Annotated in this window: 25 protein-coding genes; 17 read left to right on the top strand and 8 right to left on the bottom strand. The window is 59.2% G+C overall.

Annotation, left to right across the window (positions count from 1 at the left end):
• The first annotated feature begins 34 nt into the window (after positions 1–34).
• The 3 genes from phoU (at position 35) to ACKUG4_RS12150 (ending at position 3034) form a co-directional block, all read left to right on the top strand.
• Positions 35–796: a phosphate signaling complex protein PhoU gene (phoU, locus tag ACKUG4_RS12160; RefSeq protein WP_007954334.1), complete on the top strand. Its 762-nt coding sequence runs from the start codon at positions 35–37 to the stop codon at positions 794–796.
• Between the two features lie 177 nt (positions 797–973).
• Positions 974–1930, top strand: coding sequence for a response regulator (locus ACKUG4_RS12155; protein ID WP_011336612.1), 957 nt, complete (start codon positions 974–976; stop codon positions 1928–1930).
• Positions 1931–2137: 207 nt separating this feature from the next.
• Positions 2138–3034: a peptidoglycan DD-metalloendopeptidase family protein gene (locus ACKUG4_RS12150; RefSeq protein ID WP_445434075.1), complete on the top strand. Its 897-nt coding sequence runs from the start codon at positions 2138–2140 to the stop codon at positions 3032–3034.
• A gap of 6 nt (positions 3035–3040) precedes the next feature.
• Here ACKUG4_RS12150 and ACKUG4_RS12145 read toward each other — a convergent pair whose 3' ends face one another.
• The 3 genes from ACKUG4_RS12145 to phoB all read right to left on the bottom strand — a co-directional run bounded on the left by ACKUG4_RS12145 (position 3041) and on the right by phoB (position 6543).
• Complete coding sequence (locus ACKUG4_RS12145; RefSeq protein ID WP_007954342.1) at positions 3041–4381, bottom strand: hemolysin family protein; 1341 nt, start codon at positions 4379–4381, stop codon at positions 3041–3043.
• 111 nt (positions 4382–4492) lie between these two features.
• Entirely contained in the window at positions 4493–5779 is a 1287-nt protein-coding gene (gene phoR / locus ACKUG4_RS12140) for a phosphate regulon sensor histidine kinase PhoR (protein WP_218887987.1), read from the bottom strand.
• A gap of 74 nt (positions 5780–5853) precedes the next feature.
• Complete coding sequence (gene phoB, locus ACKUG4_RS12135) at positions 5854–6543, bottom strand: phosphate regulon transcriptional regulator PhoB (protein ID WP_007896474.1); 690 nt, start codon at positions 6541–6543, stop codon at positions 5854–5856.
• A 151-nt stretch (positions 6544–6694) separates the two neighbouring features.
• Between phoB and ACKUG4_RS12130 the strand changes: the two genes are divergently transcribed.
• Entirely contained in the window at positions 6695–7078 is a 384-nt protein-coding gene (locus tag ACKUG4_RS12130; RefSeq protein WP_445434074.1) for a COG4315 family predicted lipoprotein, read from the top strand.
• Positions 7079–7141: 63 nt separating this feature from the next.
• Here the strand turns inward: ACKUG4_RS12130 and ubiA are convergent, their stop codons facing one another.
• On the bottom strand, positions 7142–8032 hold the full coding sequence (gene ubiA / locus ACKUG4_RS12125; protein WP_064600491.1) for a 4-hydroxybenzoate octaprenyltransferase: 891 nt from the start codon (positions 8030–8032) through the stop codon (positions 7142–7144).
• Entirely contained in the window at positions 8032–8583 is a 552-nt protein-coding gene (locus ACKUG4_RS12120; RefSeq protein WP_445434073.1) for a chorismate--pyruvate lyase family protein, read from the bottom strand. Before ACKUG4_RS12120 ends, ubiA begins: the two co-directional genes overlap by 1 nt.
• A gap of 199 nt (positions 8584–8782) precedes the next feature.
• Between ACKUG4_RS12120 and ACKUG4_RS12115 the strand changes: the two genes are divergently transcribed.
• The 3 genes from ACKUG4_RS12115 to ACKUG4_RS12105 all read left to right on the top strand — a co-directional run bounded on the left by ACKUG4_RS12115 (position 8783) and on the right by ACKUG4_RS12105 (position 10586).
• Positions 8783–8950 (top strand): rubredoxin, encoded by a 168-nt coding sequence (locus ACKUG4_RS12115; RefSeq protein ID WP_007954349.1) that lies wholly within the window; start codon positions 8783–8785, stop codon positions 8948–8950.
• 21 nt (positions 8951–8971) lie between these two features.
• A complete protein-coding gene (locus ACKUG4_RS12110) occupies positions 8972–10120 on the top strand; it encodes an NAD(P)/FAD-dependent oxidoreductase (protein ID WP_445434072.1) in 1149 nt (382 codons plus the stop codon).
• A gap of 190 nt (positions 10121–10310) precedes the next feature.
• Positions 10311–10586 (top strand): HU family DNA-binding protein, encoded by a 276-nt coding sequence (locus ACKUG4_RS12105; RefSeq protein ID WP_003213368.1) that lies wholly within the window; start codon positions 10311–10313, stop codon positions 10584–10586.
• Between the two features lie 137 nt (positions 10587–10723).
• On the opposite strand, the gene ACKUG4_RS12100 is transcribed toward ACKUG4_RS12105, so the two are convergent.
• The 3 genes from ACKUG4_RS12100 to tssI all read right to left on the bottom strand — a co-directional run bounded on the left by ACKUG4_RS12100 (position 10724) and on the right by tssI (position 15226).
• Positions 10724–10972 carry a hypothetical protein gene (locus ACKUG4_RS12100; RefSeq protein ID WP_236187597.1) on the bottom strand — a complete coding sequence of 83 codons (249 nt, stop codon included), beginning with the start codon at positions 10970–10972 and terminating at the stop codon, positions 10724–10726.
• 233 nt (positions 10973–11205) lie between these two features.
• Positions 11206–11877, bottom strand: coding sequence for a DUF2931 family protein (locus ACKUG4_RS12095; RefSeq protein WP_064600479.1), 672 nt, complete (start codon positions 11875–11877; stop codon positions 11206–11208).
• Positions 11870–15226 carry a type VI secretion system tip protein TssI/VgrG gene (tssI, locus tag ACKUG4_RS12090; RefSeq protein ID WP_445434071.1) on the bottom strand — a complete coding sequence of 1119 codons (3357 nt, stop codon included), beginning with the start codon at positions 15224–15226 and terminating at the stop codon, positions 11870–11872. Before tssI ends, ACKUG4_RS12095 begins: the two co-directional genes overlap by 8 nt.
• A gap of 715 nt (positions 15227–15941) precedes the next feature.
• On the opposite strand from tssI, the gene tssA reads away from it, so the two are divergent.
• From tssA to tssG, 10 genes are all read left to right on the top strand, one after another.
• Entirely contained in the window at positions 15942–17504 is a 1563-nt protein-coding gene (tssA, locus tag ACKUG4_RS12085; RefSeq protein WP_064600474.1) for a type VI secretion system protein TssA, read from the top strand.
• A gap of 32 nt (positions 17505–17536) precedes the next feature.
• The gene (gene tssB / locus ACKUG4_RS12080; protein WP_003229587.1) at positions 17537–18040 is read left to right on the top strand and encodes a type VI secretion system contractile sheath small subunit; all 504 of its coding nucleotides are present in this window, start codon (positions 17537–17539) and stop codon (positions 18038–18040) included.
• 28 nt (positions 18041–18068) lie between these two features.
• Positions 18069–19544, top strand: coding sequence for a type VI secretion system contractile sheath large subunit (gene tssC / locus ACKUG4_RS12075; RefSeq protein WP_011336600.1), 1476 nt, complete (start codon positions 18069–18071; stop codon positions 19542–19544).
• Positions 19545–19553: 9 nt separating this feature from the next.
• On the top strand, positions 19554–19961 hold the full coding sequence (gene tssE, locus ACKUG4_RS12070; RefSeq protein WP_039765135.1) for a type VI secretion system baseplate subunit TssE: 408 nt from the start codon (positions 19554–19556) through the stop codon (positions 19959–19961).
• 11 nt (positions 19962–19972) lie between these two features.
• Positions 19973–20497, top strand: a complete 525-nt coding sequence (locus ACKUG4_RS12065) for a PAAR domain-containing protein (RefSeq protein WP_085667339.1) — start codon at positions 19973–19975, stop codon at positions 20495–20497.
• A gap of 57 nt (positions 20498–20554) precedes the next feature.
• A complete protein-coding gene (locus ACKUG4_RS12060; RefSeq protein ID WP_085647086.1) occupies positions 20555–21523 on the top strand; it encodes a DUF6402 family protein in 969 nt (322 codons plus the stop codon).
• Complete coding sequence (locus ACKUG4_RS12055) at positions 21520–21933, top strand: hypothetical protein (protein ID WP_143491788.1); 414 nt, start codon at positions 21520–21522, stop codon at positions 21931–21933. Before ACKUG4_RS12060 ends, ACKUG4_RS12055 begins: the two co-directional genes overlap by 4 nt.
• 134 nt (positions 21934–22067) lie before the next feature.
• Positions 22068–22349, top strand: a complete 282-nt coding sequence (locus tag ACKUG4_RS12050; RefSeq protein WP_236187594.1) for a hypothetical protein — start codon at positions 22068–22070, stop codon at positions 22347–22349.
• 147 nt (positions 22350–22496) lie between these two features.
• Positions 22497–24284, top strand: a complete 1788-nt coding sequence (tssF, locus tag ACKUG4_RS12045) for a type VI secretion system baseplate subunit TssF (RefSeq protein WP_445434070.1) — start codon at positions 22497–22499, stop codon at positions 24282–24284.
• Positions 24248–25255 (top strand): type VI secretion system baseplate subunit TssG, encoded by a 1008-nt coding sequence (gene tssG / locus ACKUG4_RS12040; protein WP_085647085.1) that lies wholly within the window; start codon positions 24248–24250, stop codon positions 25253–25255. The genes tssF and tssG overlap by 37 nt, the downstream gene beginning before the upstream one ends.
• Positions 25256–25259 lie beyond the last annotated feature (4 nt).

The raw sequence follows: 25259 nt of genomic DNA, 5'->3' as shown, positions 1-25259 counted from the left end.
GCCGCACCTTACCGGACGCTCCAAGGACGCCAACATGATTAGTAAAGAAGGCCTCACTCATCACATCTCAGCGCAGTTCAACGCCGAACTGGAAGAAGTGCGCAGCCACCTGCTGGCCATGGGCGGGCTGGTCGAGAAGCAGGTCAATGACGCAGTCACCGCGCTGATCGAGGCCGACTCGGGCCTGGCCCAGCAAGTGCGCGAGATTGACGACCAGATCAACCAGATGGAACGCAACATCGACGAAGAATGCCTGCGCATTTTGGCCCGTCGTCAGCCGGCGGCCTCCGACCTGCGTCTGATCATCAGCATCTCCAAGTCGGTGATCGACCTGGAGCGCATCGGCGACGAAGCGACCAAGATCGCCCGCCGTGCGATCCAGTTGTGCGAAGAAGGCGAAGCGCCGCGCGGTTACGTCGAGGTTCGCCACATCGGCGACCAGGTGCGCAACATGGTCCGCGATGCGCTGGACGCTTTCGCCCGCTTCGACGCCGACCTGGCGCTGTCGGTGGCGCAATACGACAAGATCATCGACCGCGAATACAAGACCGCCCTGCGCGAGCTGGCGACCTACATGATGGAAGACCCGCGCTCTATCTCGCGGGTCTTGAGCATTATCTGGGTGCTGCGTTCGCTTGAGCGGATCGGCGACCACGCGCGCAACATCTCCGAGCTGGTGATTTACCTGGTGCGCGGTACCGACGTGCGGCACATGGGCCTCAAGCGCATGAAGGAAGAAGTTGAAGGGACAAGTGGCGAAACCGCTAATGTTCCGGGCGATGCTGACGATAAGTAAGATTGCCTGAGAAAAGCGCCCGGCCCTTTGGCCGGGCGTTTTTGTTTCTGCTTTTCATTGGCAGAACCGAAATAAAAAGCAGCACCCGCGAACGAAAAGTCCCGGCGTGACTGAAGAGTTTTGGCAATGTGCCATCAGCCAGCGTTATGCTTGCCGGGATTTTAATAGGGGTGTTGGATGAGCAAGATCAGTGTGTTGGTCGTGGACGATGCATCGTTCATTCGTGACCTGGTGAAAAAGTGCCTGCGTAATTACTTCCCGGGGATCCGCACCGAGGACGCCATCAACGGCAAGAAGGCCCAGGCCATGCTGGCCAAGGAAGCCTTCGACCTGGTGCTGTGCGACTGGGAAATGCCGGAAATGTCCGGTCTCGAACTGCTGACCTGGTGCCGTGAGCAGGACAACCTCAAGACCATGCCGTTCATCATGGTCACCAGCCGGGGCGACAAGGAAAACGTCGTGCAGGCGATCCAGGCCGGTGTTACCGGTTATGTCAGCAAGCCGTTCACCAACGAGCAACTGCTGACCAAGGTCAAGCAGGCCCTGAACAAGGTCGGCAAGCTCGACACTCTGATGAACAGCGCTCCAACCAAGATGAACTCGGCGTTCGGCAACGACTCCCTGAGCGCGTTGACCGGCGGCAAGGCTGCCGTGGTCGGTTCCGCTCCGGCTGCTGCTGCGGCCAACCCGTTTGCCAAGCCTGCCGCTGCAGCCCCGGCACCTGCCGCCGCGCCACAGCGTGGCCTGCTCAACAGCCCGCCGGTGAAGGCTCCTGCAGCGTCCAGCGCTCCAGCCGGCGGTCGCGGTCAGGGCCAACTGCGCCTCCCTAGCGGCACTCAGCAATGCGTGATCAAGGCCCTGAGCATCAAGGAAGCGCTGCTGGTGGTGAAACGCACCGACACCCTGCCGCAGATCCTCGACAGCGCCGTGCTCGATCTGGAGCAGGGCGACAACGCCGAAATCGCCCGTCTCAACGGCTACCTGCACGCCGTCGTCGCCCACGAGCCGAAACCCGACAGCGACTGGCTGCAACTGACCTTCCGCTTCGTCGACCAGGACGCGCAGAAGCTCGACTACATCTCCCGCCTGATCGCCCGCGGCACGGCGCAGAAGCACTTCGTTCCGGGCGCGTGATCTTCGTCGCCTGACCGTCCGCCATCGCCAGCCGGCTGGCTCCCACGGGGTTCACACCGAACCTGTGGGAGCCAGCCTGCTGGCGATGGGGTCATCAAAAGCACCACCCATCTCTCGCACTGCCCAATTTGAAACATCTGTCGACTAGCCTGGTCTGCTTCAGCTGCTAGGCTCATTCCCAGGCCTTACTCGACAGAACTTTTGCCCATGCCCCTGCGCCTGCTGTTTTTCTGTGGTCTGTTCATGGCCTCCACCTCGACGGTGGCCATGACGATCTACAAGTCCACCGATGCCAACGGAGTGGTTTCGTACAGCGACCGTCCGAGCAAAGGCTCCCAGGTGTTCGTGTTTCAGGATCGGATGGTCGAGCGCCTCGAGCGCCAGGTCTATCTCGACATCAAGAAACAGAAGGGCGCGGACGTGGTGTTCGTGCGCAACGACCTGTATGCGCCGGTCGAGGTTGCCCTGGCGTTTACCGGGATGAGCAACGTGCGCGGCGCACCGGCGCAAACGATTCGCCGGGTGCTGCCGGCGCGCAGCAATACGCGGCTGGCGTTGCTGACGCCGGTATCCGGTGGCAAACCGCTGGTGTACACGCCGATGTTCCAGTATTCCCTCGGCGACCCGGCTGGCGCGGCTCAGGGCTATCGCTATCCGTTTCCATGGCGTGGCGGGCCGTTCCGCCTCAGCCAGGGCGCCAATGGCGATTACAGCCACTTCGGGCCGAAGAACAAATACGCGATGGACATTGCCATGCCGGTCGGCACGCCGATCATTGCGGCGCGGGCCGGGGTGGTGGTGAAGACCGAGAATTCCCAGAACGGACGCGGCACCGATCCGTCCGGCAACTTCGTTCGGATCCTGCACGACGACGGCACGATGGGCGTGTACCTGCATCTCAAACAAGGGTCGGTGAGTGTGCGCGAGGGGCAGCGGGTGACGGTGGGCAGTCCGCTGGCGCTATCCGGCAACACCGGCAACAGCAGCGGCCCGCACTTGCACTTCGTGGTGCAGCGCAATACCGGGATGGGGCTGGTGTCGATTCCGTATCAGTTCAACCAGCCGCTGGGGGCGTTGCCCAACTTTGCGCTGGGCAAGCAGTAAACCCCGTCAGTCGAGCATCAGCACCTTGGCCAGAATGATCTTCGGACCTTTCATCTTCTTGATGATGATCCGCAGGCCTTCGACTTCCAGCACTTCTTCCTCTTCCGGCACCCGTTTCAGGGTTTCGTAGATCAGCCCGGCGAGGGTTTCGGCTTCGATGTGATCCAGGTCGATCCCCAGCAGGCGCTCGACCTTGAACAGCGGCGTATCGCCCCGCACCAGCAACTTGCCCGGCTGGTAGGCGAGGATGCCGCGCTCGGCCTTGCGGTGTTCGTCCTGGATGTCGCCGACCAGCACTTCCAGCACGTCTTCCATGGTCAGGTAGCCGATGATGTTGCCGTCGGCCTCTTCGACCACAGCGAAGTGCGAGCCGCCCTTGCGGAACTGTTCCAGCAGCTGCGACAGCGGCATGTGCCGCGACACGCGCTCCAGTGGGCGGGTCAGTTCGGCGAGGTTGAACGACTCGGGAATGTGATCCAGCGCCGCCAGCTCCAGCAGCAGATCCTTGATGTGCAGCAGGCCGACGAACTCCTTGCGCTCGCTGTCGTATACCGGATAACGGCTGAACTTGTGGCGACGGAACATCGCCAGGATTTCTTTCAGCGGGGCGTTGAACTCGAGGGTGATCAGGTCTTCCCGGGAGTTGGCCCAGTCGACCACTTCCAGTTCGCCCATTTCCACCGCCGAGGCCAGCACACGCATGCCTTGGTCGCTCGGGTCCTGGCCACGGCTGGAGTGTAGGATCAGTTTCAGTTCTTCGCGGCTGTAATGGTGCTCGTGATGCGGGCCGGGCTCACCTTGCCCCGCGATACGCAGGATGGTGTTGGCGCTGGCGTTGAGCAGGTAGATCGCCGGGTACATGGCCCAGTAGAACAGGTACAGCGGCACTGCCGTCCACAGCGACAGCAGCTCGGGTTTGCGGATCGCCCAGGATTTGGGTGCGAGCTCGCCGACCACGATGTGCAGGTACGAAATGATGAAGAACGCGGTGAAGAACGAGATGCCTTTGACGACTTCCGCCGACTGCACGCCGACCGCGCTCAGCAGCGGCTCGAGAATGTGCGCGAACGCCGGCTCGCCGACCCAGCCCAGGCCCAGGGAGGCGAGGGTGATACCGAGCTGGCACGCCGAGAGGTAAGCATCGAGCTGACTGTGCACTGTGCGCAGGATGTGCCCGCGCCAGCCGTGCTGCTCAGCGATGGCTTCGACCCGGGTCGAGCGCAGTTTGACCATGGCGAACTCCGCCGCAACGAAGAAGCCGTTGAGCAAAACCAGGATCAGAGCGAAAAGAATCATGCCGAAATCGGCGAATATTGTTGCGAGGGACAAGCCAGGGGAAGGGTCCATGATGGAGTTTTGCGGGTTCCGTGTGATTCGAAAGAAAGAAAAATCCGCACCTGAAAGGCAGGCGCAAGTCAGCCAATGTAGCGGCTGACCTGGCGATTGCCTAGTCCGGCATTACTCAGCGGCGCTGATGACCCGTGCCTGAGCGACCTGGGCCGGGGCGAAATGGCAGGTGAAGGTGCTGCCATGACCGGGCACGCTGCTGATCTCCATCCGGGCGCGATGGCGCAGCAGTACGTGTTTGACGATGGCCAGGCCCAGGCCCGTGCCGCCGGTGTTGGAGTTGCGGCTGGAGTCGACGCGGTAGAAGCGTTCGGTCAGGCGCGGCAGGTGTTTGCTGTCGATGCCGATCCCGGAATCCTGCACGCTCAGGTGCGCGCCCTGATCGTCGCCCCACCAGCGGATGCGGATATTGCCTTCGGCCGGGGTGTATTTGACGGCGTTGAACACCAGGTTGGAAAACGCACTGCGCAGTTCCGCCTCGCTGCCCTTGAGCAGGATGCTGGTATCGGCTTCCAGGGTGATGCGCTGATTCTTTGAGCCTGACAACTGCTGCGCATCGCTCTTGATCGACTGCAGCAGGGTGTCGATGTGCACCGGCTGGTTGTCCGACGGGTAATCGGTGGCTTCCAGCTTGGCCAGCAACAGCAGGTCGTTGAGCAGGGTTTGCATACGCCCGCCCTGTTGCTGCATCTGCTGCAGGGCGCGGCTCCAGCGCGGGTTCACTTCCTCGACGTTGTCGAGCAGGGTTTCCAGGTAGCCGCAGATCACCGTCAGCGGGGTGCGCAGTTCGTGGGAGACGTTGGCGATGAAGTCTTTGCGCATCTGTTCCAGCTGATGGATGCGGGTGACGTCGCGGACCAGCATCAGGTGTTCGTTGTTGCCGTACCGCGTGAGGTACAGCTGGATGCGTACGCGATCGTTGGTGGGCGAAGGGATTTCCAGCGGTTCGGCGTAGCTTTCCTGCTCGAAGTATTCCTTGAAGCGCGGATGGCGAACCAGATTGGTCACCGGTTGGCCGCTGTCCTGCGGGGTTTTCAAGCCGAGCAGGGTTTCGGCGGCGCGGTTCCACCATTCCAGGTTGCCGTCGCTGTCGAGCATGATCACCGCGTCTTTCAGCGCAGCGGTGGACTCCTGAACGCGGTCGATCACCGCTTGCAGGCGCCCGCGCACTCGTTGGTCGCGGCGTTGCAGGTGGTAGATGCTGTCGAACACCTCGCCCCACAGGCCGTAGCCGTCGGGCGGTGCTTCATCGGGTTGGTGCAGGCGCAGCCATTCGTGCAGGCGCAGCAGTTGCTTGAGCGTCCAGGCCAGGTACAGGCCCAGGCCCGCCGCCAGACTCCAGCCGTAGTAGCCGGTGATCAGGCCGATCACCAGGCAGCCGGTGACCAGCAACAGCATGTGGCGAATCAGGGTGCCATGCCAGTTTTGGTTCACGGAAAATGCGGTCCTTGTCTACGGGGCTGACGCTCGGCTCAGGCTTTGGTGGAGAATCGGTAGCCGGTGCCGCGCACGGTTTGTACCAGATTTTCGTAGGCATCGCCGAGGGCCTTGCGCAGGCGCCGGATGTGCACGTCGACGGTGCGCTCTTCAACATAGACGTTGCCGCCCCAGACCTGATCCAGCAACTGGCCACGGGTGTAGGCGCGCTCCTGGTGGGTCATGAAGAATTGCAGCAGACGGTATTCGGTCGGGCCCATCTCGGCAGGTTTGCCGTCGATGGTCACGCGGTGGCTGATCGGGTCGAGCAGCAGGCCGCCGACTTCGATCGGCGCTTCGCCATCGGTCGGGCCGGCGCGACGCAGCACGGCCTTGAGGCGTGCCACCAGTTCGCGGGGGGAAAACGGTTTGGTGATGTAGTCGTCGGCGCCGACTTCCAGGCCCTGGATCTTGTTGTCCTCTTCGCCCTTGGCGGTGAGCATGATGATCGGGATGTCCCCGGTCAGCTCGTCACGCTTGAGGCGGCGGGCCAGCTCGATGCCGGAAGTGCCGGGCAGCATCCAGTCGAGCAGGATCAGGTCCGGCTTGCGGTCGACGATGATGGCGTGGGCCTGCTGCGAGTTCTCTGCCTCGAGGCAGTCATAGCCGGCCATTTCCAACGCAACGGCGATCATTTCGCGAATGGGCGCTTCGTCGTCGACGATCAGAATGCTCCTGCCAACCATGCCTTAATCCTCTTGTCATTTAACTGTCTTGCGCCGCATTAGATAACGGAATTATTGCAGTCGTGTGACAGTATTTTAGTCCGGCGGCGATTGTGCGAATCCTGAACTAAGCTCTAAGTCCGAATCCTGACAACCACAAGAGAAGGTTTCCATGACTCAAATGACTGCTTCCTTTAAGGCTTTGCTGATGGCTGCCGCCCTGACTCTGCCTGGACTGGCGATGGCGGCCGAGCCGGCCATGATGAAAGACGGAATGATGGTCGACCACAAGGGCATGACGCTTTACACGTTCGACAAGGACAGTGGCGGCAAGTCGATGTGCAACGGCGATTGCGCCAAGAACTGGCCGCCGTTGATGGCGCCGGCAGATGCCAAGGCTGAAGGTAAATGGACAGTCATCAAACGCGATGACGGCATGATGCAGTACGCCTACGACGGCAAGCCGTTGTACACCTTCATGAAGGACGAGAAGCCTGGAGAAAAGAAAGGCGATGGCATGAAGGACGTGTGGCACGTGGTTCACGAGCACAAGTAATTCATTGGCAGTGAATCAGGATCGCGGCCCGCAGGCATTGCCTCGGGCCGCGATTTCTTGAGATCAGCGCAACGCGTAATCCAGCACGATCCCTACGAAAATCGCCAAACCGGCCCAATGGTTGTGCAGGAACGCCTTGAAGCAACGCATCCGGTCCCGGTCGCGGGTGTACCAGAATTCCCAGGCGTAGCACCCGGCGGCTACCAGCAGGCCGAGGTGGAACCAGATTCCCAGCTCGAATTTCGACCCCGCCAGCACCAGACAGCCCAGCGACAGCGCCTGCAAGGTCAGGATGATCACCCGGTCTGCATCGCCGAACAGGATCGCCGTGGATTTCACGCCGATCTTCAGGTCATCGTCGCGGTCGGTCATCGCGTAATAGGTGTCGTAACCCACCGTCCACAGCAGATTGGCGATCCACAGCAGCCAGGCGGTGGCCGGCAGCTCACCGGTTTCGGCGGTGAACGCCATCGGCATGCCCCAGGAAAACGCCGCGCCCAGCACCACTTGCGGGTAGTAGGTGTAGCGCTTCATGAACGGATAAGTGAACGCCAGCGCCAGACCGCCCAGCGACAGCCAGATGGTGGCGGCGTTGGTGCACAGCACCAGCAGGAAACTCACGCCCATCAGCAGCGCGAAAAACACCAGCGCTTCTTTCGAGCTGATCCTGCCGGCAGCAATGGGTCGCTGCGCAGTGCGTTTGACGTGGCCGTCGACCTTGCGGTCGGCCCAGTCATTGATCACGCAACCCCCAGCGCGGGTCAGGATCACGCCGAGGACGAAAATCACGATATTGGCCAGCGATGGCGAGCCTTTACCGGCAATCCACAGGGCCCAGAGCGTCGGCCACAGCAGCAGGTAAATGCCGATCGGCTTGTCCATCCGGGTCAGCTGGATGAAGTCCCAGGCGCGCGGGTTCAAGCGATTCAGGGATTTGAGCAGGCTTTGGTACATCAGCAGTTCTCCGGACAGGCACGGACGGCTTCCCACAGCGCAGGCAGGAAAATCTCCGCCACCAGGACGCTCAAGGCGCCACGGTCGAAACGCGAACGGCGGCCCCACAGGCCGGCAGCCCGGGAACCTTCGGGCAACCAGTGCTCAGGGTAATGACAGACTTCGATGGCGCGACGCTGGAAGGCGTGATCGCAGAACAGCAGTTCGCCCAGCGAGCGGCTGCCCAGTTCATCCATGTGCAAGCCGTCGCCCTGCAAGGCACTGCGCGACGCCACGCTGCGGGCGAACACCCAGGCCTCGCCATGCCCGCGCAGATACACCTCGCGCACCCAGCCCTCGCTGCCTTCGGCCAGGTCCAGCGCGGCGCATTCGTCGTCGCGCAGGGTCTGCCAGCCTTCGAACAGCGGCGTGACGCTGAAGCCGTCATCGGACAGGCGCGTCAGCCGGCGGGTCAGGGAGCCTTCATCGAACAGCCAGTCGAGCGTGGATGTGTCGGGCAGGGGTGTCAGTTCGCTTTGCGGGCGCCACAGCGGAGCGTTTGTGTGTTGCACAATGAGTCATTATTGGCAGCAAATGAGGCGGCGAGCTTACCATGGCGAGCCGTGAGTTTGATTGATCCGGGTCGCCGCTGCGCCGAACAGGCTTGCATCTGCCCGGCCCGATCAGTACAAAACGCCCTGAGCCGGACGGCAACGCTGCACCATCGACCGTCCGCGCCGGCTAAAGCCTGAACCCTGAGGAAGTACCTGAATGAAAAAGTGGCAATGTGTGGTCTGCGGCCTGATCTACAACGAAGCCGACGGCTGGCCGGATGACGGCATTGCGCCGGGCACCCTGTGGCAGGACGTGCCGGAAGACTGGCTGTGCCCGGACTGCGGTGTCGGCAAGATGGACTTCGAAATGATCGAAATCAACTGAGAAAACACTGAGGAGTAGGGCATGAGCGCACCTGTCGTCATCATTGGCACTGGGCTTGCGGGTTACAACCTGGCCCGCGAGTTTCGCAAACTCGATGGCGAAACCCCGTTGCTGCTGATTACCGCCGATGACGGTCGCTCCTACTCCAAGCCGATGCTCTCCACCGGTTTCGGCAAGAACAAGGACGCCGAAGGCCTGAGCATGGCCGAGCCGGGCGCCATGGCCGAGCAGTTGAAGGCCGAAATCCGCACCCACACCCGCATCAGCGGCATCGATCCGGGCCACAAGCGGCTGTGGATCGGTGAGGAAGCGGTGAGCTATCGCGACTTGATCCTCGCCTGGGGCGCGGAAACCGTGCGTGTGCCGATCGAAGGCGACGGCGGGGATCTGGTGTTCCCGATCAACGATCTCGAAGACTACGTGCGCTTTCGCGCGGCGGCCGCCGGCAAGCGTCGGGTGCTGTTGCTCGGTGCCGGGCTGATCGGCTGCGAGTTCGCCAACGACCTGATTCTCGGTGGCTACGAGGTGCAACTGGTTGCACCGTGCGAGCAGGTGATGCCGACCCTGCTGCATCCCGCTGCGGCGGCTGCGGTGCAGGCCGGGCTGGAAAGCCTCGGTGCACGTTTCCACCTCGGCCCGGTGCTGACCCGCCTGCAAAAAGTCGCTGATGGGCTGGAAGCGCACCTGTCCGACGGTCAGGTTGTCCCGTGCGATGTGGTGGTCTCGGCCATCGGCCTGCGCCCGCGGATCGATCTGGCGGCGGCCGCCGGCATCCAGACCAATCGCGGCGTGGTGGTCGACCGTCATCTGCAAACCTCTCACGCCAACATTTACGCCCTAGGCGACTGCGCCGAGGTCGACGGGCTGAATCTTCTGTACGTCATGCCCCTCATGAGTTGTGCGCGAGCGCTGGCACAGACCTTGGCCGGCAACCCGACCGTGGTGAACTACGGACCGATGCCGATCACCGTGAAAACCCCGGTTTGCCCACTGGTGGTTTCCCCGCCGCCACGGGGCCGCGAAGGCGTCTGGACGGTCGAAGGGCAGGGCGCCGACGTCAAGGTGCTGTGTCATGACGCCGAAGGGCAACTGCTCGGTTATGCCCTGACCGGCACGGCGGTGATGGAAAAACTTGCGCTGAACAAACAGCTTCCGGCCTTGCTGGCGTAAATACCGGTCGTTCTGTCGGAATCACCCCGCTTTTGCCCCCACAAACGTCGCGGGGAGACTGGCGCCGCCCTTAACCGCGTGCCATCCTCACTCCCGTCTGCCGCAGAGTAGAGCCTGCGGCGCCTTGGGCGCTGTTCCAACGAGAACAGCACGGACATAACAACAAAAAACCGTCAAAGGGGCTTCACTAATGCGTAAACCAGAACTCGCCGCTGCAATCGCTGAAAAAGCGGATCTGACCAAAGAGCAGGCCAACCGCGTTCTCAACGCCGTTCTCGAAGAAATCACCGGCGCCCTGCACCGCAAGGACAGCGTCACGCTGGTGGGCTTCGGCACCTTCCTGCAACGCCACCGCGGTGCCCGCACCGGCAAAAACCCGCAGACCGGTGAACCAGTGAAGATCAAGGCCAGCAACACCGTTGCGTTCAAGCCAGGCAAATCGTTGAAAGACAGCGTTAATCCATAATCGCGGCGCACTCCCTGAACAGCGGGGGAACACCGTAATAAAAAATGGGCATACCGATTGCGGTCGGATGCCCATTTTTTTGGCTGATGGCGAGCCGAGCTGGTCTTGGTGGATCGTTATGGGATTCGTCTAGCCGGTTACCCGTAGGTGGCCAGCACCATTCTGGCGAACTCGTTCTTGCTTGGCTGGTGTCCATAAGATTTCAGGTATTTACGCCACTCGGACTCGAGAATGGGACTTTCGTATTCGCCCTCCGTCGCCAGATGCGCAGCTGCATCGTCTATCAAGGCTTGGGTGTAATGTTTCGAGGGGCCGTCCGAACTGGCGTCTGAAGTTGAAATGAACGGTCCAACCGTTGTGAATAGCAACCCGATCCCGGTCAGCATCGAGAACTCCAAGGGGCCACCGTTCAATAGGCATCCAAATCCGATGCAGCCCTCAGCACGAGCAGAGGTGCTGGTTGTGAGCGTTAGCATGACAACCAAAGCGCATCCAAACCCTGATATTGATCGTTTATTGTGTCTGCCGCTCATGATGGTTTAACCCTCCCTAACGTTACTTATGGATCCCTTTGTTCAGTGATTGCAGATTGGCAGGTGACTGAAGGGGATGTGATGCCTTACCAGCTCCCGAAGGGAATGCCGTATTTTTCGATGTAGGTTTTGGACTCGGGTGAAAGAGGTAGCGCGTAGCGTCCTCCATTTTTCCCTTGATACGGCCCCTGCTTGACGATGCTCCCTTCAACCCGAGTTATCTCGACAGACTTGAGACAAGGCGCTCCCAGCCAGACCTTGGCAATGCCGCCGGGAGCCAAGCCAATACCTATGCGGTCGCGGTAGTCTGTGATCCATTTGCCATCCAGTCTGCAAAAAGCCTTTTCCGGTTTGCGCATGATTTCCCGCGCGGACTCGGGAATAACAATGTAGGCCTCGTAGGTTTGAGGCTCTGCCAATGATTGCCATCGCACATAGATCAAGCGGGGAAGATCGGCACCGGTGACGTCACGTCCGGCGCCGCTGCCGGGGCTGTCAGGCCAGCCCGCAGGCTTGCCCTTGTTGTCGGCGGGGGTGTTTACCGAGGCAATCCCGGCGCCGGCACGTTTGAACACACGTTCACGGATATCCACTACGTCGGCCGTTTCAATCCAGACCTCCATGTAGGCGGGTGCTCCGAAGCCGAGGTACCAGGGCCGTTTGGTGATCGGTTGTGCATGACTTTGAGTGCAAAGCACCAACAGCAATCCGAGGACGAACCCCGTGTGTTTTTTGATGGGCCGAGTGAGTTTATTCATGGGGGTGCACCACTCGTTGTTTGTCTTTTGTCGGTCGGTTTATGAAAACAATGCTCATGTCGCTGTTGTTGAAATCTTTGGCTGCGTTCCAGTGCGCAGAAAGATGGATATAGCGACTGCGTAACAGAGCCCGTTCTTTGATAGTCAGTCCTTCAACAGATGACTCGCCCAAGGCGTAAGCCTGGAGTTTTTTGTGAATGGGTATTAACTCTACGGGCAAATTTAGCTCTGGCCTGTCGGGAATCAACTTGAGCGGTACACTGACTCTCACCGCAAGCTCATGCATGATGCGTAGATACACCAGCGACAACTCACCGTGTACCGGGCGCTCAATCATGGCCGCAGCATAAACCCGCTTCTGGGGATCCGGTGTGGATCGGCCCCTTTCCAATCGTTGAATGACAGGGGTTTCCCAGAGTGCAACCCGCAGTTGATTGCCTGGAGCGTCATCTTCGATGACGCCTTTTGTATACCAGGTAAATGCCTCCTTTTCGGCAGCGACGTAAGCTGCGCTACGGGTCGCTTCGTGGCTTCGGCTGATGGTGCTGGTGACCGGACTGCTCAATAGAAGTTTCTCCCTGGCCCTGGGCAGATAACCACCTCCCAGATCCGAGTGGGCGCCGGGTAATACCAGATCAATCTCACCCAGGCTGTTAAGGGCAAAGTTCTCGCGATGTTCATCACGCGCCACCAGGTGCACCACTTTGTTGGCGCAACCCTCCGGCAGCTTCAAGTTCAGTCCCGGATTTCTGCTGTTGGCGCCAGTGAAGTCGAGCAACCATGGATTGGCGATTGCCGCGACGGTATCAAACAGACCAATGAAATTGATGCTGATACTGGATTGTGAATCCCAGTCAAAGCTACTGACCAAGAACGGAGAGCCCGCTGGCAACGCCTTTGCGAGAATGCTGCGCTTGCCTTTGAGCACCTCGTTTGCGAAGTGCCGTGCAGCGGCGGCGCCGCGACTGAAACCGAAAATATCGAACTCGATTCTTTCTATTAGCGCATTGGGGTTTTTTTTAATCAGTGTTCGCATTTGGTCCATGATTTTTTCAGGGCTCTGCTCCACACGAGCCAGGACACCGGTTTCGCCTCGGCCGGTTGCCTGTGCGTAAAGTGAATCGCCTCCATCAGCGGTTGTACCGATGCCTTCGATGTATACGCGCAGGGAGGCCTGTTTCGTGTTCTCCGCTAATACCTCGAAGGCATGGTCCGTATACAGTTCATGCAACCGCACAATGTTGCTCACATCGTTTCCATAACTGTTATCCGGCGAGTTGCCATTTCCGTCATAGCCATAAGTGGCGCAGTGCTTCTGAATCTCTTCGGCAGCCTCAGCCAGATTGGCATCTGGCGCATAGCAAGCCGCGACCGTTTCGCTGTTGGCCTTGTTGTTCCCCGTCCCATCGAAAAACACGCCAATCCGCAAAGTAATTCCGGCAGGCGTTTCATCCTCCAGTTCGACCTCTTCCTCCTCTTCTTCGAGTTCTCCTTCCTCCGCTGCTTGAGTGGAAGCAGTTGCTGGTCCTGCGGCCAAGGCACCCGCCATCGCGGCTTCTGGATGATCAACGGTTCCGCTGGCGGACGTCTTTCCACTCGCCACCATCTCGGTACTGCTGAAGATCCCGCCGCTGTCGATCACGATGTGGTGACCGCCCGCCTTCAGCGTGATGCTGGCGCCGGCATCCAGCACCACGCTGGCGCCGGCCTTGATCTGCACCTGCTGGCCCGCCTCGACGGTGATGATTTTTCCGGCCGTCGTCTGGCTGCTGCCCTGGATGCTTTCCCAACGATCGCGCCCGACCGCCAGCCGGCTGTCATGGAGAACCTGCCGCTCCATGTCGCGCTGGGCGCGCAGGTAAACCAGTTCCTGACCGGCGCGATCTTCAAGCGTCAGTTCGTTGTAGCCACCCGTGTCAGGCGAGCTGCGACTGCGCAGCACGGTTCGGGTCTTGTGCTCGGGAAGCTTGTACGGCGCGGGGGTTATCTTGTTGATCACGCAGCCGGTAATCAGCGGCTTGTCGGGATCACCTTCCTCGAAGGTCACCACCACTTCCATCCCGATGCGGGGGAGGATGACGGCACCGAAACCGTTACCGGCCCAGCTCGACGCCACCCGCACCCAGCAACTGCTGCGCTCACTGTTGAATTCGGCGCGGTCCCAGTGGAATTCGACTTTTACGCGGCCGAACTCATCGCAGTAGATCTCTTCCCCTTTGGGGCCGGTTACTCGAGCGGTCTGGCTGACCAGCGGTGACCGGCGTGCGGGCAGTGGCGGGCGGAACACTACTTCGGCAGGAATCGCGCGGAAGGTGTTGCGATAGCCTTGGGTAAAACCGTCCGCCGATTGAGTTTCGCTGCTGGCCGACTCCTCCAGAACTTGCGGCTGCCGTCCGGTGTGGGTGACACCGAGCAGCAGCCACAGACCGTTGTATTTCTGACGAGGGTGTTCGGTCAGTTCAAGCAGATGGCCACAGCGCAGGGTCGGTTGGTTGCTTTGACCCTCGGCCATTTCATAGTCGGCGCGATGGCGTTCCAGAGCCTGACGGGCCAGCTGCTTGCCGCGCTTTTCGTTCTCCAGCAGCAGCGGGTATCGGTAGTCCTCAAGCGTCGGCGTGAATCCGGCGCTGAAGCGGCTTTCGAGTAAAAGCGTCGGTCGCCTCAGGTCATAGTCGCGTCGCGTGACCCGGCTTGTCCGAGCGGCGGCGCGCACGGAAAACCTGCTGACCACCGTATATTCCGGGACCATCCCGCTATCCCGGCGATAGGGTGTGGCGCGCAAAGTCGGGAGGAACACCGCGTCATCGGTGAACACCAGCAAATGGCCTTGCGCGGAGTGCTGGTGATGCCAGGCGATGCCCTCCTCGGCACACAAGCGCTGAATGAACTCGAAATCACTTTCGCCGTATTGGGTGCAGTACTCCCGTGCCGCGAGGGGCTGGACATGAAAGGTGAACGCATCGGCGAGGATGCCATGTCGTTTGAGCGTTTGCGTGATGATCTGCGGGACAGTCTGCTCCTGGTAAATCCGTTGATCGTGACTGAACTGCAAATAGTGGAGGTTCGGCACCAGTGTCAGGCGATAGCGGGTCAGGCGTTTTTCCGACTCACCCGCCAACACATCTTCGATGCGCCCGTGAATACCTTCGCCGTTGAGGCCGAACTGCAGGAAGGCAGGCTGACTGAGCAGGCCTTCCATATCGAAGTCGGGGTCTTCACTGACCAGTTCGACGTGGAGGGCATAAAGGGTACTGACGGTCTCTGTGCCTTCGAAGGCCAGCACCTTGAAATCGTTGCGAACGGCAGGAATCTGCAGCGCAAAGTGCGCAGAACTGACAGCTCCAGGCATACGCTTGTCCTTAAGCAGAGAGGGGAAGACGGCGTGATGTCGAAACCCTCCCTGGTCAGCGCACGCGAACATTGGCCGGCACGCTAACAAGGCGTTAAACAGATTTATGTAAGAAGGATCGCTTGTTTAAGTCGGAGCTTTCCGGGTTGTAAAACAACGTAGAAATTGTGGGAAATGGCTGTGAGAAAGTGACGGCGAATGATTGGAATCCTGCGTAATAGTCTTATGCAGGCAAGGATCCAGGACTCTTAAACATATAAATGCCATCAAATTGATGGCACTTTTAATGTTGTCTGTTGTCGCCAGTCATTTGTTAATAAATGGCGGTGTATTTTCGGAAGCGTCCTACTTCAAATTTTTTCGGGGTTTGTCATGCTTTCGCCGCTTACTTGTGGAACGAGCGTGCAGATGTTCTCGATGCCGCGCGCCGGCCGCTCTGGTCCAATGCTTTCGGAAGGGATAGGCTTAAAAGTGAAATATAAAGGGACATCAGGGAAACCCCTGTCACATATAGGGCGATCTCCTACAGCGCCCAATGAACAGTTCGTCTTGTTGTTTAATCAGATGCTTGCTAGTGGCCATCATAGTGATTACGATGCGCGCACTTGAAAGAGCAAACACTCAATTGGATGAGTCTTCCGACTGCTCTTCGATACTGTCCCGCGCCGCTGCAACTCCAATAGGCGCACGACCGTAATCCTGATAAAGGCCATGGATGTCCTACTCAAGCAAACTTTCCGCCCATTACCTCGAACTCGCTAAAGTCTCTGTTTCCAAAGAGAATTTTGCGGGCGAAGACGTTCGTTTCTCGAGCGAATTCGAGGCCCTGGAAAGCGAGCTGGCCAAAGCCTCGTCGATGCACGAAAGCGGGCAGATCGACTGGCTGAAAATTCGCGAAAACAGCGAAAACCTCCTGCGTACCCAATCCAAGGATTTGCGTGTCGGCGCCTGGCTGACCTGGTCGCTGTACCAGCGTGAATCCTTCCCCGGCCTGCTGGCCGGCCTCGGTTTTCTGCACCATTTGTCGGAAAACCACTGGGCCGAGATTCACCCGCTCAAACCCCGCACCCGGGCCGCCGCCATCGGCTGGCTGGTGCCGCGTCTTGAGCAGGTGATCACCGAAAATATCGCGATCAAGGAACAGCTGCCGATGTTCCGGCAGTTGTCCGAGCATCTGTCCGGTCTCGACGCCGCCTGCACCGAGCATTTGGGCGATGATGCGCCGCTGCTGCTGCCGCTCTCCCGCCGCCTGAAAACCATGATCCAGCGCGCCGCCGACAACCAGCCGGCACCCGGTGTGGTGGGGGCGGCGGTGGCGCAGGTCAAGCAGGCCGCCAGCCAGTTGCTGGCGCCCGGCGCGCCGATCGACAACGAGAAAGAAGCCCACAAGGCCCTGCGCGCCCAGCAGGAAAGCGCCCGCCCGCTGTGCGCCTGGTGGCTCAAGCAGAAAGCCACCGACCTGCGCGCCCTGCGCCTCAACCGCACCTTGCTGTGGATGACGATCGACGCGGTGCCCGAGCGCAACGCCGAGCAGATCACCGTGCTGCGCGGGTTGCCGGTGGACAAGCTCAAGCAGTATCAGGACCGTTTCGATCAGGGCAAATACGCCGACTTGCTGGTGGAACTGGAGGCGAGCCTGGCGAAGGCGCCGTTCTGGTTCGATGGCCAGAGGATGGTCTGGGAATGTCTCCAGAACCTCAACGCCGAGCTGGCCATGCGCGAAGTGGAAATCCACTTCGCGCTTTTGATTCAACGCCTGCCCGGCATCATCGAGCTGCGTTTCCATGACGGCGCGCCGTTCGCCGATCCGTCCACCCGGGCGTGGATCGCCGGCAACGTCATGCCGCACCTGCAAAGCGCCAGCGCACCGCGCAAGGTCGAGACCGAGAACGCCGAAACCCAGCCGGCCTGGGAAAAGGCCCTCGAAGAAGTCCAGCCGATCCTGCGCAAGGAAGGCCTCAAGCCCGCAGTTCAGCTCCTCAAGCAGGGCCTGCAATCGGCGCACGGCGGCCGCGAACGCTTCTTCTGGCAGTTCGCCCTCGCGCGGCTGTGTTTCCTGGCCAAGAAATACGAGCTGGCCAAGAACCAGCTCGAAACCCTCGATCAGACATTACAGGACTCAGGTCTGCACGCCTGGGAGCCCGATCTTGCATTGGAAGTGCTGCACCTGCTGCACAGTTGCTGCGAGTTGTTACCGCAGAACCATGCCGTACGTGAACGCAAGGAAGAGATTTATCGCAGGCTGTGCCACCTCGACCTCGAAGTGGTACTCGAATAGGCCCCAGGGCCACAACCGCAAGGAGAAAAGCCATGGCCAAAGAAGGCTCGGTAGCCCCCAAGGAACGCATCAACGTCACCTTCAAACCCGCCACCGGCGGTGCTCAGGAAGAGATTGAACTGCCGCTGAAGCTGCTGGCAATCGGTGACTACACCCACCGCAAGGACGATCGCAAGATCGAGGATCGCAAGCCGATCAGCATCGACAAGATGACCTTCGACGAAGTGCTGGCCAAGCAAGAGCTGGGTCTGACGCTGAGCGTGCCGAACCGTCTGCAGGAAGATGGCGAGGCCGACGAGCTGGCTGTGCAACTGCGCGTCAACTCCATGAAGGACTTCAACCCGGCCAGTCTGGTCGAGCAAGTGCCCGAGCTGAAAAAACTGATGGAACTGCGCGACGCGCTGGTGGCCCTCAAAGGCCCGCTGGGTAACGCACCTGCGTTCCGTAAAGCCATCGAAGGCGTGCTCGCCGACGATGAATCCCGCGGTCGCGTACTCGGTGAGCTGGGCCTGAACGCCGCAGCTCCGGACGCTTGAGACTCCAGCAGCCAAGGAAGCCAACACAATGAGCACTAGCGCAGCACAACAGAACGCCGCAGAAAACGGCGAATACAGCATCCTCGACAGCATCATCGCCGAAACCCGCCTGACGCCGGACGACGAAGCCTACGACATCGCCAAACGCGGTGTGTCGGCGTTCATCGAAGAGCTGCTCAAGCCGCAGAACAACGGTGAGCCGGTCAAGAAAGCCATGGTTGACCGCATGATCGCCGAGATCGATGCCAAGCTCAGCCGTCAGATGGACGAAATCCTGCACCACCCGGACTTCCAGGCCCTGGAATCGTCGTGGCGTGGCCTGCAACTGCTGGTCGACCGCACCAACTTCCGCGAAAACATCAAGATCGAAATCCTCAACGTCTCCAAAGAAGACCTGCTGGACGATTTCGAAGACTCGCCGGAAGTCATGCAGTCGGGCCTGTACAAGCACATCTACACCGCTGAATACGGCCAGTTCGGTGGTCAGCCGGTTGGCGCGATCATTGCCAACTACTACATGTCCCCAAGCTCGCCGGACGTGAAGCTGATGCAGTACGTGTCCAGCGTAGCCTGCATGTCCCACGCGCCGTTCATCGCCGCCGCCGGCCCGAAATTCTTCGGCCTGGAAAGCTTCACCGGTCTGCCGGACCTGAAGGATCTGAAAGATCACTTCGAAGGCCCGCAATTCGCCAAATGGCAGAGCTTCCGTACCTCGGAAGACTCCCGCTACGTTGGCCTGACTGTGCCGCGTTTCCTGCTGCGTAACCCGTACGACCCGGAAGAAAACCCGGTCAAATCGTTCGTGTACAAGGAAAACGTTGCCAACAGCCACGAGCACTACCTGTGGGGCAACACCGCTTACGCGTTCGGCACCAAGCTGACCGACAGCTTCGCCAAGTTCCGCTGGTGCCCGAACATCATCGGCCCACAGAGCGGCGGCGCCGTTGAAGACCTGCCTCTGCACCACTTCGAAAGCATGGGCGAAATCGAAACCAAGATTCCTACCGAGGTTCTGGTTTCCGACCGTCGTGAATACGAACTGGCCGAGGAAGGCTTCATCTCCCTGACCATGCGTAAAGGCTCCGACAACGCGGCGTTCTTCTCCGCAAGCTCGGTGCAGAAGCCGAAGTTCTTCGGCATCAGCGCAGAAGGCAAGGCTGCAGAGCTGAACTACAAGCTCGGCACCCAACTGCCGTACATGATGATCGTCAACCGCCTGGCTCACTACCTGAAAGTGCTGCAGCGCGAGCAGCTCGGTTCGTGGAAAGAACGTACCGACCTCGAGCTGGAACTGAACAAGTGGATCCGCCAGTACGTGGCCGACCAGGAAAACCCGAGCGCCGAAGTGCGTGGCCGTCGTCCGCTGCGCGCTGCGCAAGTGATCGTCAGCGACGTTGAAGGCGAGCCGGGCTGGTACCGCGTCAGCCTGAACGTGCGCCCGCACTTCAAGTACATGGGTGCCGATTTCACCCTGTCGCTGGTTGGCAAGCTGGACAAAGAGTAAGAGCGACTCATGGACGGATACGGCAGCCTTTTCGAACGCCTCAACGGCGACGCGGAACTACGCAAGGGCAGGAGCCTCGAGGCTTCGGCCATGGCGTCGGTGGCTGCCCATCTGGCCAAAATGCTCAGCACCCGGGCCGGCAGCGTGCAAACGCTGTCCGACTACGGGTTGCCCGATCTCAATGACATGCGCCTGAGCCTGCACGACTCCCTGAGTCAGGCCCGCCTGGCCATCGAAAGCTTCATCGAAGCCTACGAGCCGCGCCTGAGCAACGTGCGTGTCATTTCCCTGCCGCGTGACCACGATCAGCTCCGCCTGGCCTTCAGCATCGAAGGCCTGCTGGAAGTCGAGGGGTTCAAGCGTCAGGTCAGTTTCTCCGCGCGCCTGGATGGCAGCGGTCAAGTGAAGGTCAACTAAGGAGAACCCCGATGTCTGGCAAACCTGCAGCACGCGTATCCGACCCCACCGCTTGCCCGCTCCCCGGCCACGGCACCAACCCGATCGCCGCCGGTTCCGGCGACGTGTTCTTCGACGGCCTCGCGGCCGCCCGCGAAGGCGATGCCTCCGCGTGTGGTGGTGCGATGGTCGGCGGTTTGGCCACGACGGTGAAAATCAATGGCAAGTCTGCTGTCACTGTGGATTCCGTGGGCTCTCACGGCAACAAAGTCACTGCCGGTTCCGGGACGGTGATTATCGGCAATTCACATTCGCCGGCGCCGTTTGTGCCGCCGTTGCCGGTTGAACTCAAATGGCCATTTAACGAGCACTTCGTGATCAATTGCGAAGAGACAGGCAAGCCGCTAGCTGGGGTGGAATACACACTTAAAACAGCTTCGGGGAAAATCATAAACGGTGTGACAGGTGCCGACGGGAAAACTCAAAAAGTGTTTTCCACTACTGCAGAAGCGGTTGAGCTGATCATAGAGCCACAGAGTAGGGTTGTTCTCGCTTAGTTGTTGAACTTTAAAACTGGCGAAATTTACGTGAAGTGATATCAGAGGGATGTGAAGATGGCTGCAACGACAGTAGCAACGACAATGACTCCGGCGAGTAACAAGTCCGGCCAGACTGCTACTGCACGTCAGTTCAAGATTACTGATATTCCGAACACGATGAGAAAACTCAACTGGCCTGTTGCAGCGGATCTGATGGCCCATTGGTTCAATGGCAAACCGTGGCCAAACGAAAGTGGTGGGATGGATGATGCTGTTAAAAGGCATGAAGCTTTTGCACCGGCAGAGTACATCGAAGAGTCCATAGTAAAAATGAGTTGGGTCCTTGGGTTTGAGCGTGCAAATACCGCATTCAAACAACTGAAGGCGAATTGGAATAGCCCGCTTGGGACCGATCTAATAAAGCAGAGATTGCGCAAAGCTTTTTCCAATAGCGCTCCTGGCTGTTATCCACTGGCTTTTAATGGAGTGGCAAGTGCTGCTGAAAAGTTTGGTTACTCCAATAATAAAGTTGTCGAGTTCGAACAGACCGGGGCTGATGACGTAAACGAGCTTCGAGCAGCGCTCGCTAACTTCAATTTGCGTGTCATTGCCGAAGGCTCAGTCGTCGTGACAGGTAAGAGCATTGTTTTTACGCCATCAAAAATTGGTTTTTATATTGAAGATGCTTACGACTTTAATGATGGCATTGCTCTTTTTAGCCAGGTTCTAGGCTATTGGAACTTTGATAAATTGATTGCTGATCCCGTTGTCGGTTTTAAAACAAACGCCAAGCTCGCTACCGAAATGAATTCTGTGATGGCTGAGTCCACGTACAAGCAGGTCACGGGGCAGCAATCGCCTCAGCAGAAAGAAGAAGCCGTACGTCGTTATAGAGAGTTAGAAGGCAAGCATTACATACTTGTTCAAAATAGCGATTTTCGTGACTATCGGGATCAAAATAAAAAAGGCGGAGACTTTCGCGTTTATTCGGACATCTTGTACGAAAGTGTATCAGTCGCTCCTATTGAGGTCATTTCTAAATGAACTCATGGCGTAAGCTTTTTATAAATTTTGCAGCGCTGCTAGCTAGCTTGGTAATCGCTGTTGCTTTTGTAGTAAATGGTATTTTGAGTCGTGCGCCTGATGTCTCAAAAAAGAGTCCGTCCGGACAATATCTTATAGAGTCTATTCCGGCGAGTTCGCTTTTGACTCCACGAGATTCGGTGTACTTGCGCTTTACGGATTTGAATAACCCTGCTCGTACTTATCGAACTCCTCTTTTTTCTGATGTTTCACTGGATATGAATGCCGATGAGGATGATGAGGCGGTCGGTGTTGTATTCATTGAGCTGGATAAGGGAAGCAAGGAATTCACGTTGGCGCTATCTAATCCGAGAAAACATTGGCTTGATCTGTTTATCAGTAATACGCCTTACAAGGTGCTGGAAAATTGATGTCTGGGCTAGGGAAAGAGGGAGTTTTGTGCAATTGCACCAACAGAGCGCATCCAGCTCTTAAGTTGCTTGTTGCTTTCCTTAGTTCCGTTGGACTTCTGGCGATTGTGGTTTTGTTAGCAGTATTGCTGCGAATGGAACGATCTAACCCGCCGACGTTGATCGCTCACCCCAACGCACATTGGGTGGGGGCTGAAGATGGTGGCGTATTTGTCGAGATCGCCAAAGCCGAGGCCCCGGACTACTACGTGCAAGTCCGTCACGAAAGTGGCGAGATATGGTCAGAAGGCTGGGTTCGCTATGGCACAAAAGACGGCTATCCACTAAGTGCTGCCGGGATTGTCGGGTTTGATGGTGTAGAGCTTTATCTGCACACCAGCATGGCGATGACACCTGAAAAATCGAAGGACCAATAATTATGAGGGCGATGGATTTTCGCAATGTCTGTGAACCGTGTGCGAGGAGCCGTTGCCTTGCTCATCGTGGGCTAGGTGGTGTCCGGGCTGGCAGTCGCGCTCTACAGGATATTTTTTTGATGAGTTCCACTACCAGGCAGGTAACCCGTGTCCTTTAACCACTACTACCAAAGCGAACTCACCGCACTGCGCCAACTGGGCCGCCGTTTCGCCGAGCGTAGTCCCGCGTTGGCGCCGTTCCTGGGGCAGGCCGGGCGGGATCCGGATGTGGAGCGGTTGCTGGAAGGCTTTGCGTTTCTGACCGGGCGGCTGCGCCAGAAACTCGATGACGAGTTGCCGGAGCTCAGCCACTCCCTGATGCAATTGCTGTGGCCGAACTACATGCGTCCGCTGCCGGCGTTCAGCATTCTGCAGTTCGATCCGCTCAAGCGTTCCGGGCCGGCGCTGAAGGTCGAGCGTGACACGCCGATCGAGAGCGTGCCGATCGAAGACGTGCGCTGCCGCTTCCGCACCTGCTACCCGACCGAAGTCATGGCACTGGATCTGGCCGCACTGAACTACTCGGTGAAGGGTGACGGTTCGCTGCTCAGCCTGCGTCTTGAGATGAGTGCCGACGGCCACCTCGGCGAGCTGGAGCTGAGCAAGCTGCGCCTGCACTTTGCCGGTGAGCGCTATATCAGCCAGATGCTCTACCTGAGCCTGCTGCGCAACCTCGAGGGCATCGAACTGATCCCGCTTGACGGCGCCGGCAAGCCGATCGATGGCGTGAGCGGCAAGCCGATGGCGTTCAAGATTCCGGGCGACCGCGTGAAGCCAGTGGGCTTTGCCGAAGAAGAAGCGTTGATCCCGTATCCGCTGAACACCTTCCGCGGCTATCGCTACCTGCAGGAATACTTCGCCTTCCAGGACAAATTCCTGTTCGTCGATGTCCACGGCCTGGACATTCTCAAGGCGCTGCCGGAAGACACCCTCAAGCAGATGCGCGGCCTGGAATTGCGCTTCGATATCCGCAAGAGCGGCATCATGCGCATGCGTCCGACCCTGGATAACGTGAAGCTGTTCTGCACGCCGATCGTCAACCTGTTCAAGCACGACGCACTGCCGATCCGCCTCGACGGCAAACAGGACGAATACCTGCTGCTGCCGGCCGAATACGATCTGGAAAACTGCGGCGTGTTCTCGGTGGAGACCGTGACCGGCTGGAAACCCGGCGGCCTCGGCTATCAGGAGTACGTGCCGTTCGAATCCTTCGAGCACGACCCGAGTTTCGACGTGCCCAACAGCCGTCCGCATTACAGCATCCGTCAGCGTTCGTCGCTGCTGCACGACGGCCTCGACACCTACCTGAGCTTCGGTATCCGCCACACCGAAGCCCATGAAACCCTGTCGATCGAGCTGGTCTGCACCAACCAGAACCTGCCGCGCAAACTCAAGCTCGGGCAGATCTGCATGGCCTGCGAAGAGACCCCGGAGTTCCTGAGTTTCCGCAACATCACCCCGGCCACTTCCAGTTTCGCGCCGCCGCTGAACCGTGAATTCCTGTGGAAGCTGATCAGCAACATGTCGCTTAACTATCTGTCGCTGGCCGACGTCAATGCACTGAAGGTGATTCTCGAAACCTACGACCTGCCGCGCTACTACGATCAGCACGCGGAGAAGGTCAGCAAACGCCTGCTCGGCGGCCTCAAGCACATCAAGCATCACCACGTGGACCGGCTGCACCGTGGTCTGCCGGTGCGCGGTTTGCGCACCGAACTGACCATCGACCCGGAAGGGTATATCGGTGAGGGCGACCTGTTCGTCTTCGCCTCGGTTCTCAACGAGTTTTTCGCGCTTTACGCCAGTCTCAATTCATTCCATGAGCTGCGGGTAAAAAGCACACAGGGAGAGGTGTACCAATGGACACCACGTATGGGCCTGCAGCCCCTGCTTTAAGCGGGCTGACGAAGGTAATACGCGAGTACTCGCTGTTTCAGGCCGTGCTGCTGGTGATCGACCGGCTGCGCGATGCGCACCCGTACCTGAGCGAAGACGATTTGTACGACCAGCTGGAATTCCAGGCCAACCCGAGCCTCGGATTTCCGCGCAGCGACGTCGATCGCGTGGAGTTTTTCGAAGAGCACGGGCAGATGCGCGCGCGCCTGCGCTTCAACCTGATCGGCCTGGTCGGTTCCGGTTCGCCGCTGCCGGCGTTCTACGGCGAGCAAGCCCTGGGCGACAGCGAAGACGGCAACCCGACGCGCAACTTCCTCGACCTGTTCCACCATCGCCTGCAACGGCTGATGCTGCCGATCTGGCGCAAATACCGTTACCGCGCGAGCTTCCAGAGCGGCGCGGTCGACCCGTTCTCCTCGCAACTGTTCGCCCTGATCGGCCTCGGCGGCGACGAGATCCGCAAGGCCAAGGAACTGAACTGGAAACGCCTGCTGCCGTACCTCGGCCTGCTCAGTTTGCGGGCGCACTCGGCGGCGCTGATCGAAGCGGTGCTGCGTTACTACTTCAAGCACGAAGAACTGGTGATCGAGCAGTGCATCGAGCGCCGCGTGGAAATCCTCGAAGAACAGCGCAACCGCCTCGGCTTCGCCAACAGCGTGCTGGGTGAAGACCTGGTGCTGGGCGAACGCGTGCGCGATCGCAGCGGCAAATTCCGCATTCACATCACCGAACTCGACTGGGAACGCTTCCACGAATTCCTGCCCATCGGTTTCGGTTACCAGCCGCTCTGCGCGCTGGTGCGGTTCACCCTGCGTGACCCGCTCGATTACGACATTCGCCTGGTGCTGCGCCCGGAAGAAATCCGCGAACTGCGCATTGGCGAGAAGAACGACTGTCGCCTGGGGTGGACCAGTTGGCTGGGCTGCGAAAAAGCAGACGGCGTGGTGACCCTGGGCAGCAAAATTCATTAAGGAC

Source organism: Candidatus Pseudomonas auctus, assembly GCF_048654275.1.
In the GTDB taxonomy this organism is placed as follows: Bacteria; Pseudomonadota; Gammaproteobacteria; order Pseudomonadales; family Pseudomonadaceae; genus Aquipseudomonas; species Aquipseudomonas pharyngis.
Note: the sequence above shows the minus strand (reverse complement) of the source record. Positions and strands in the feature narration are given on the sequence as shown.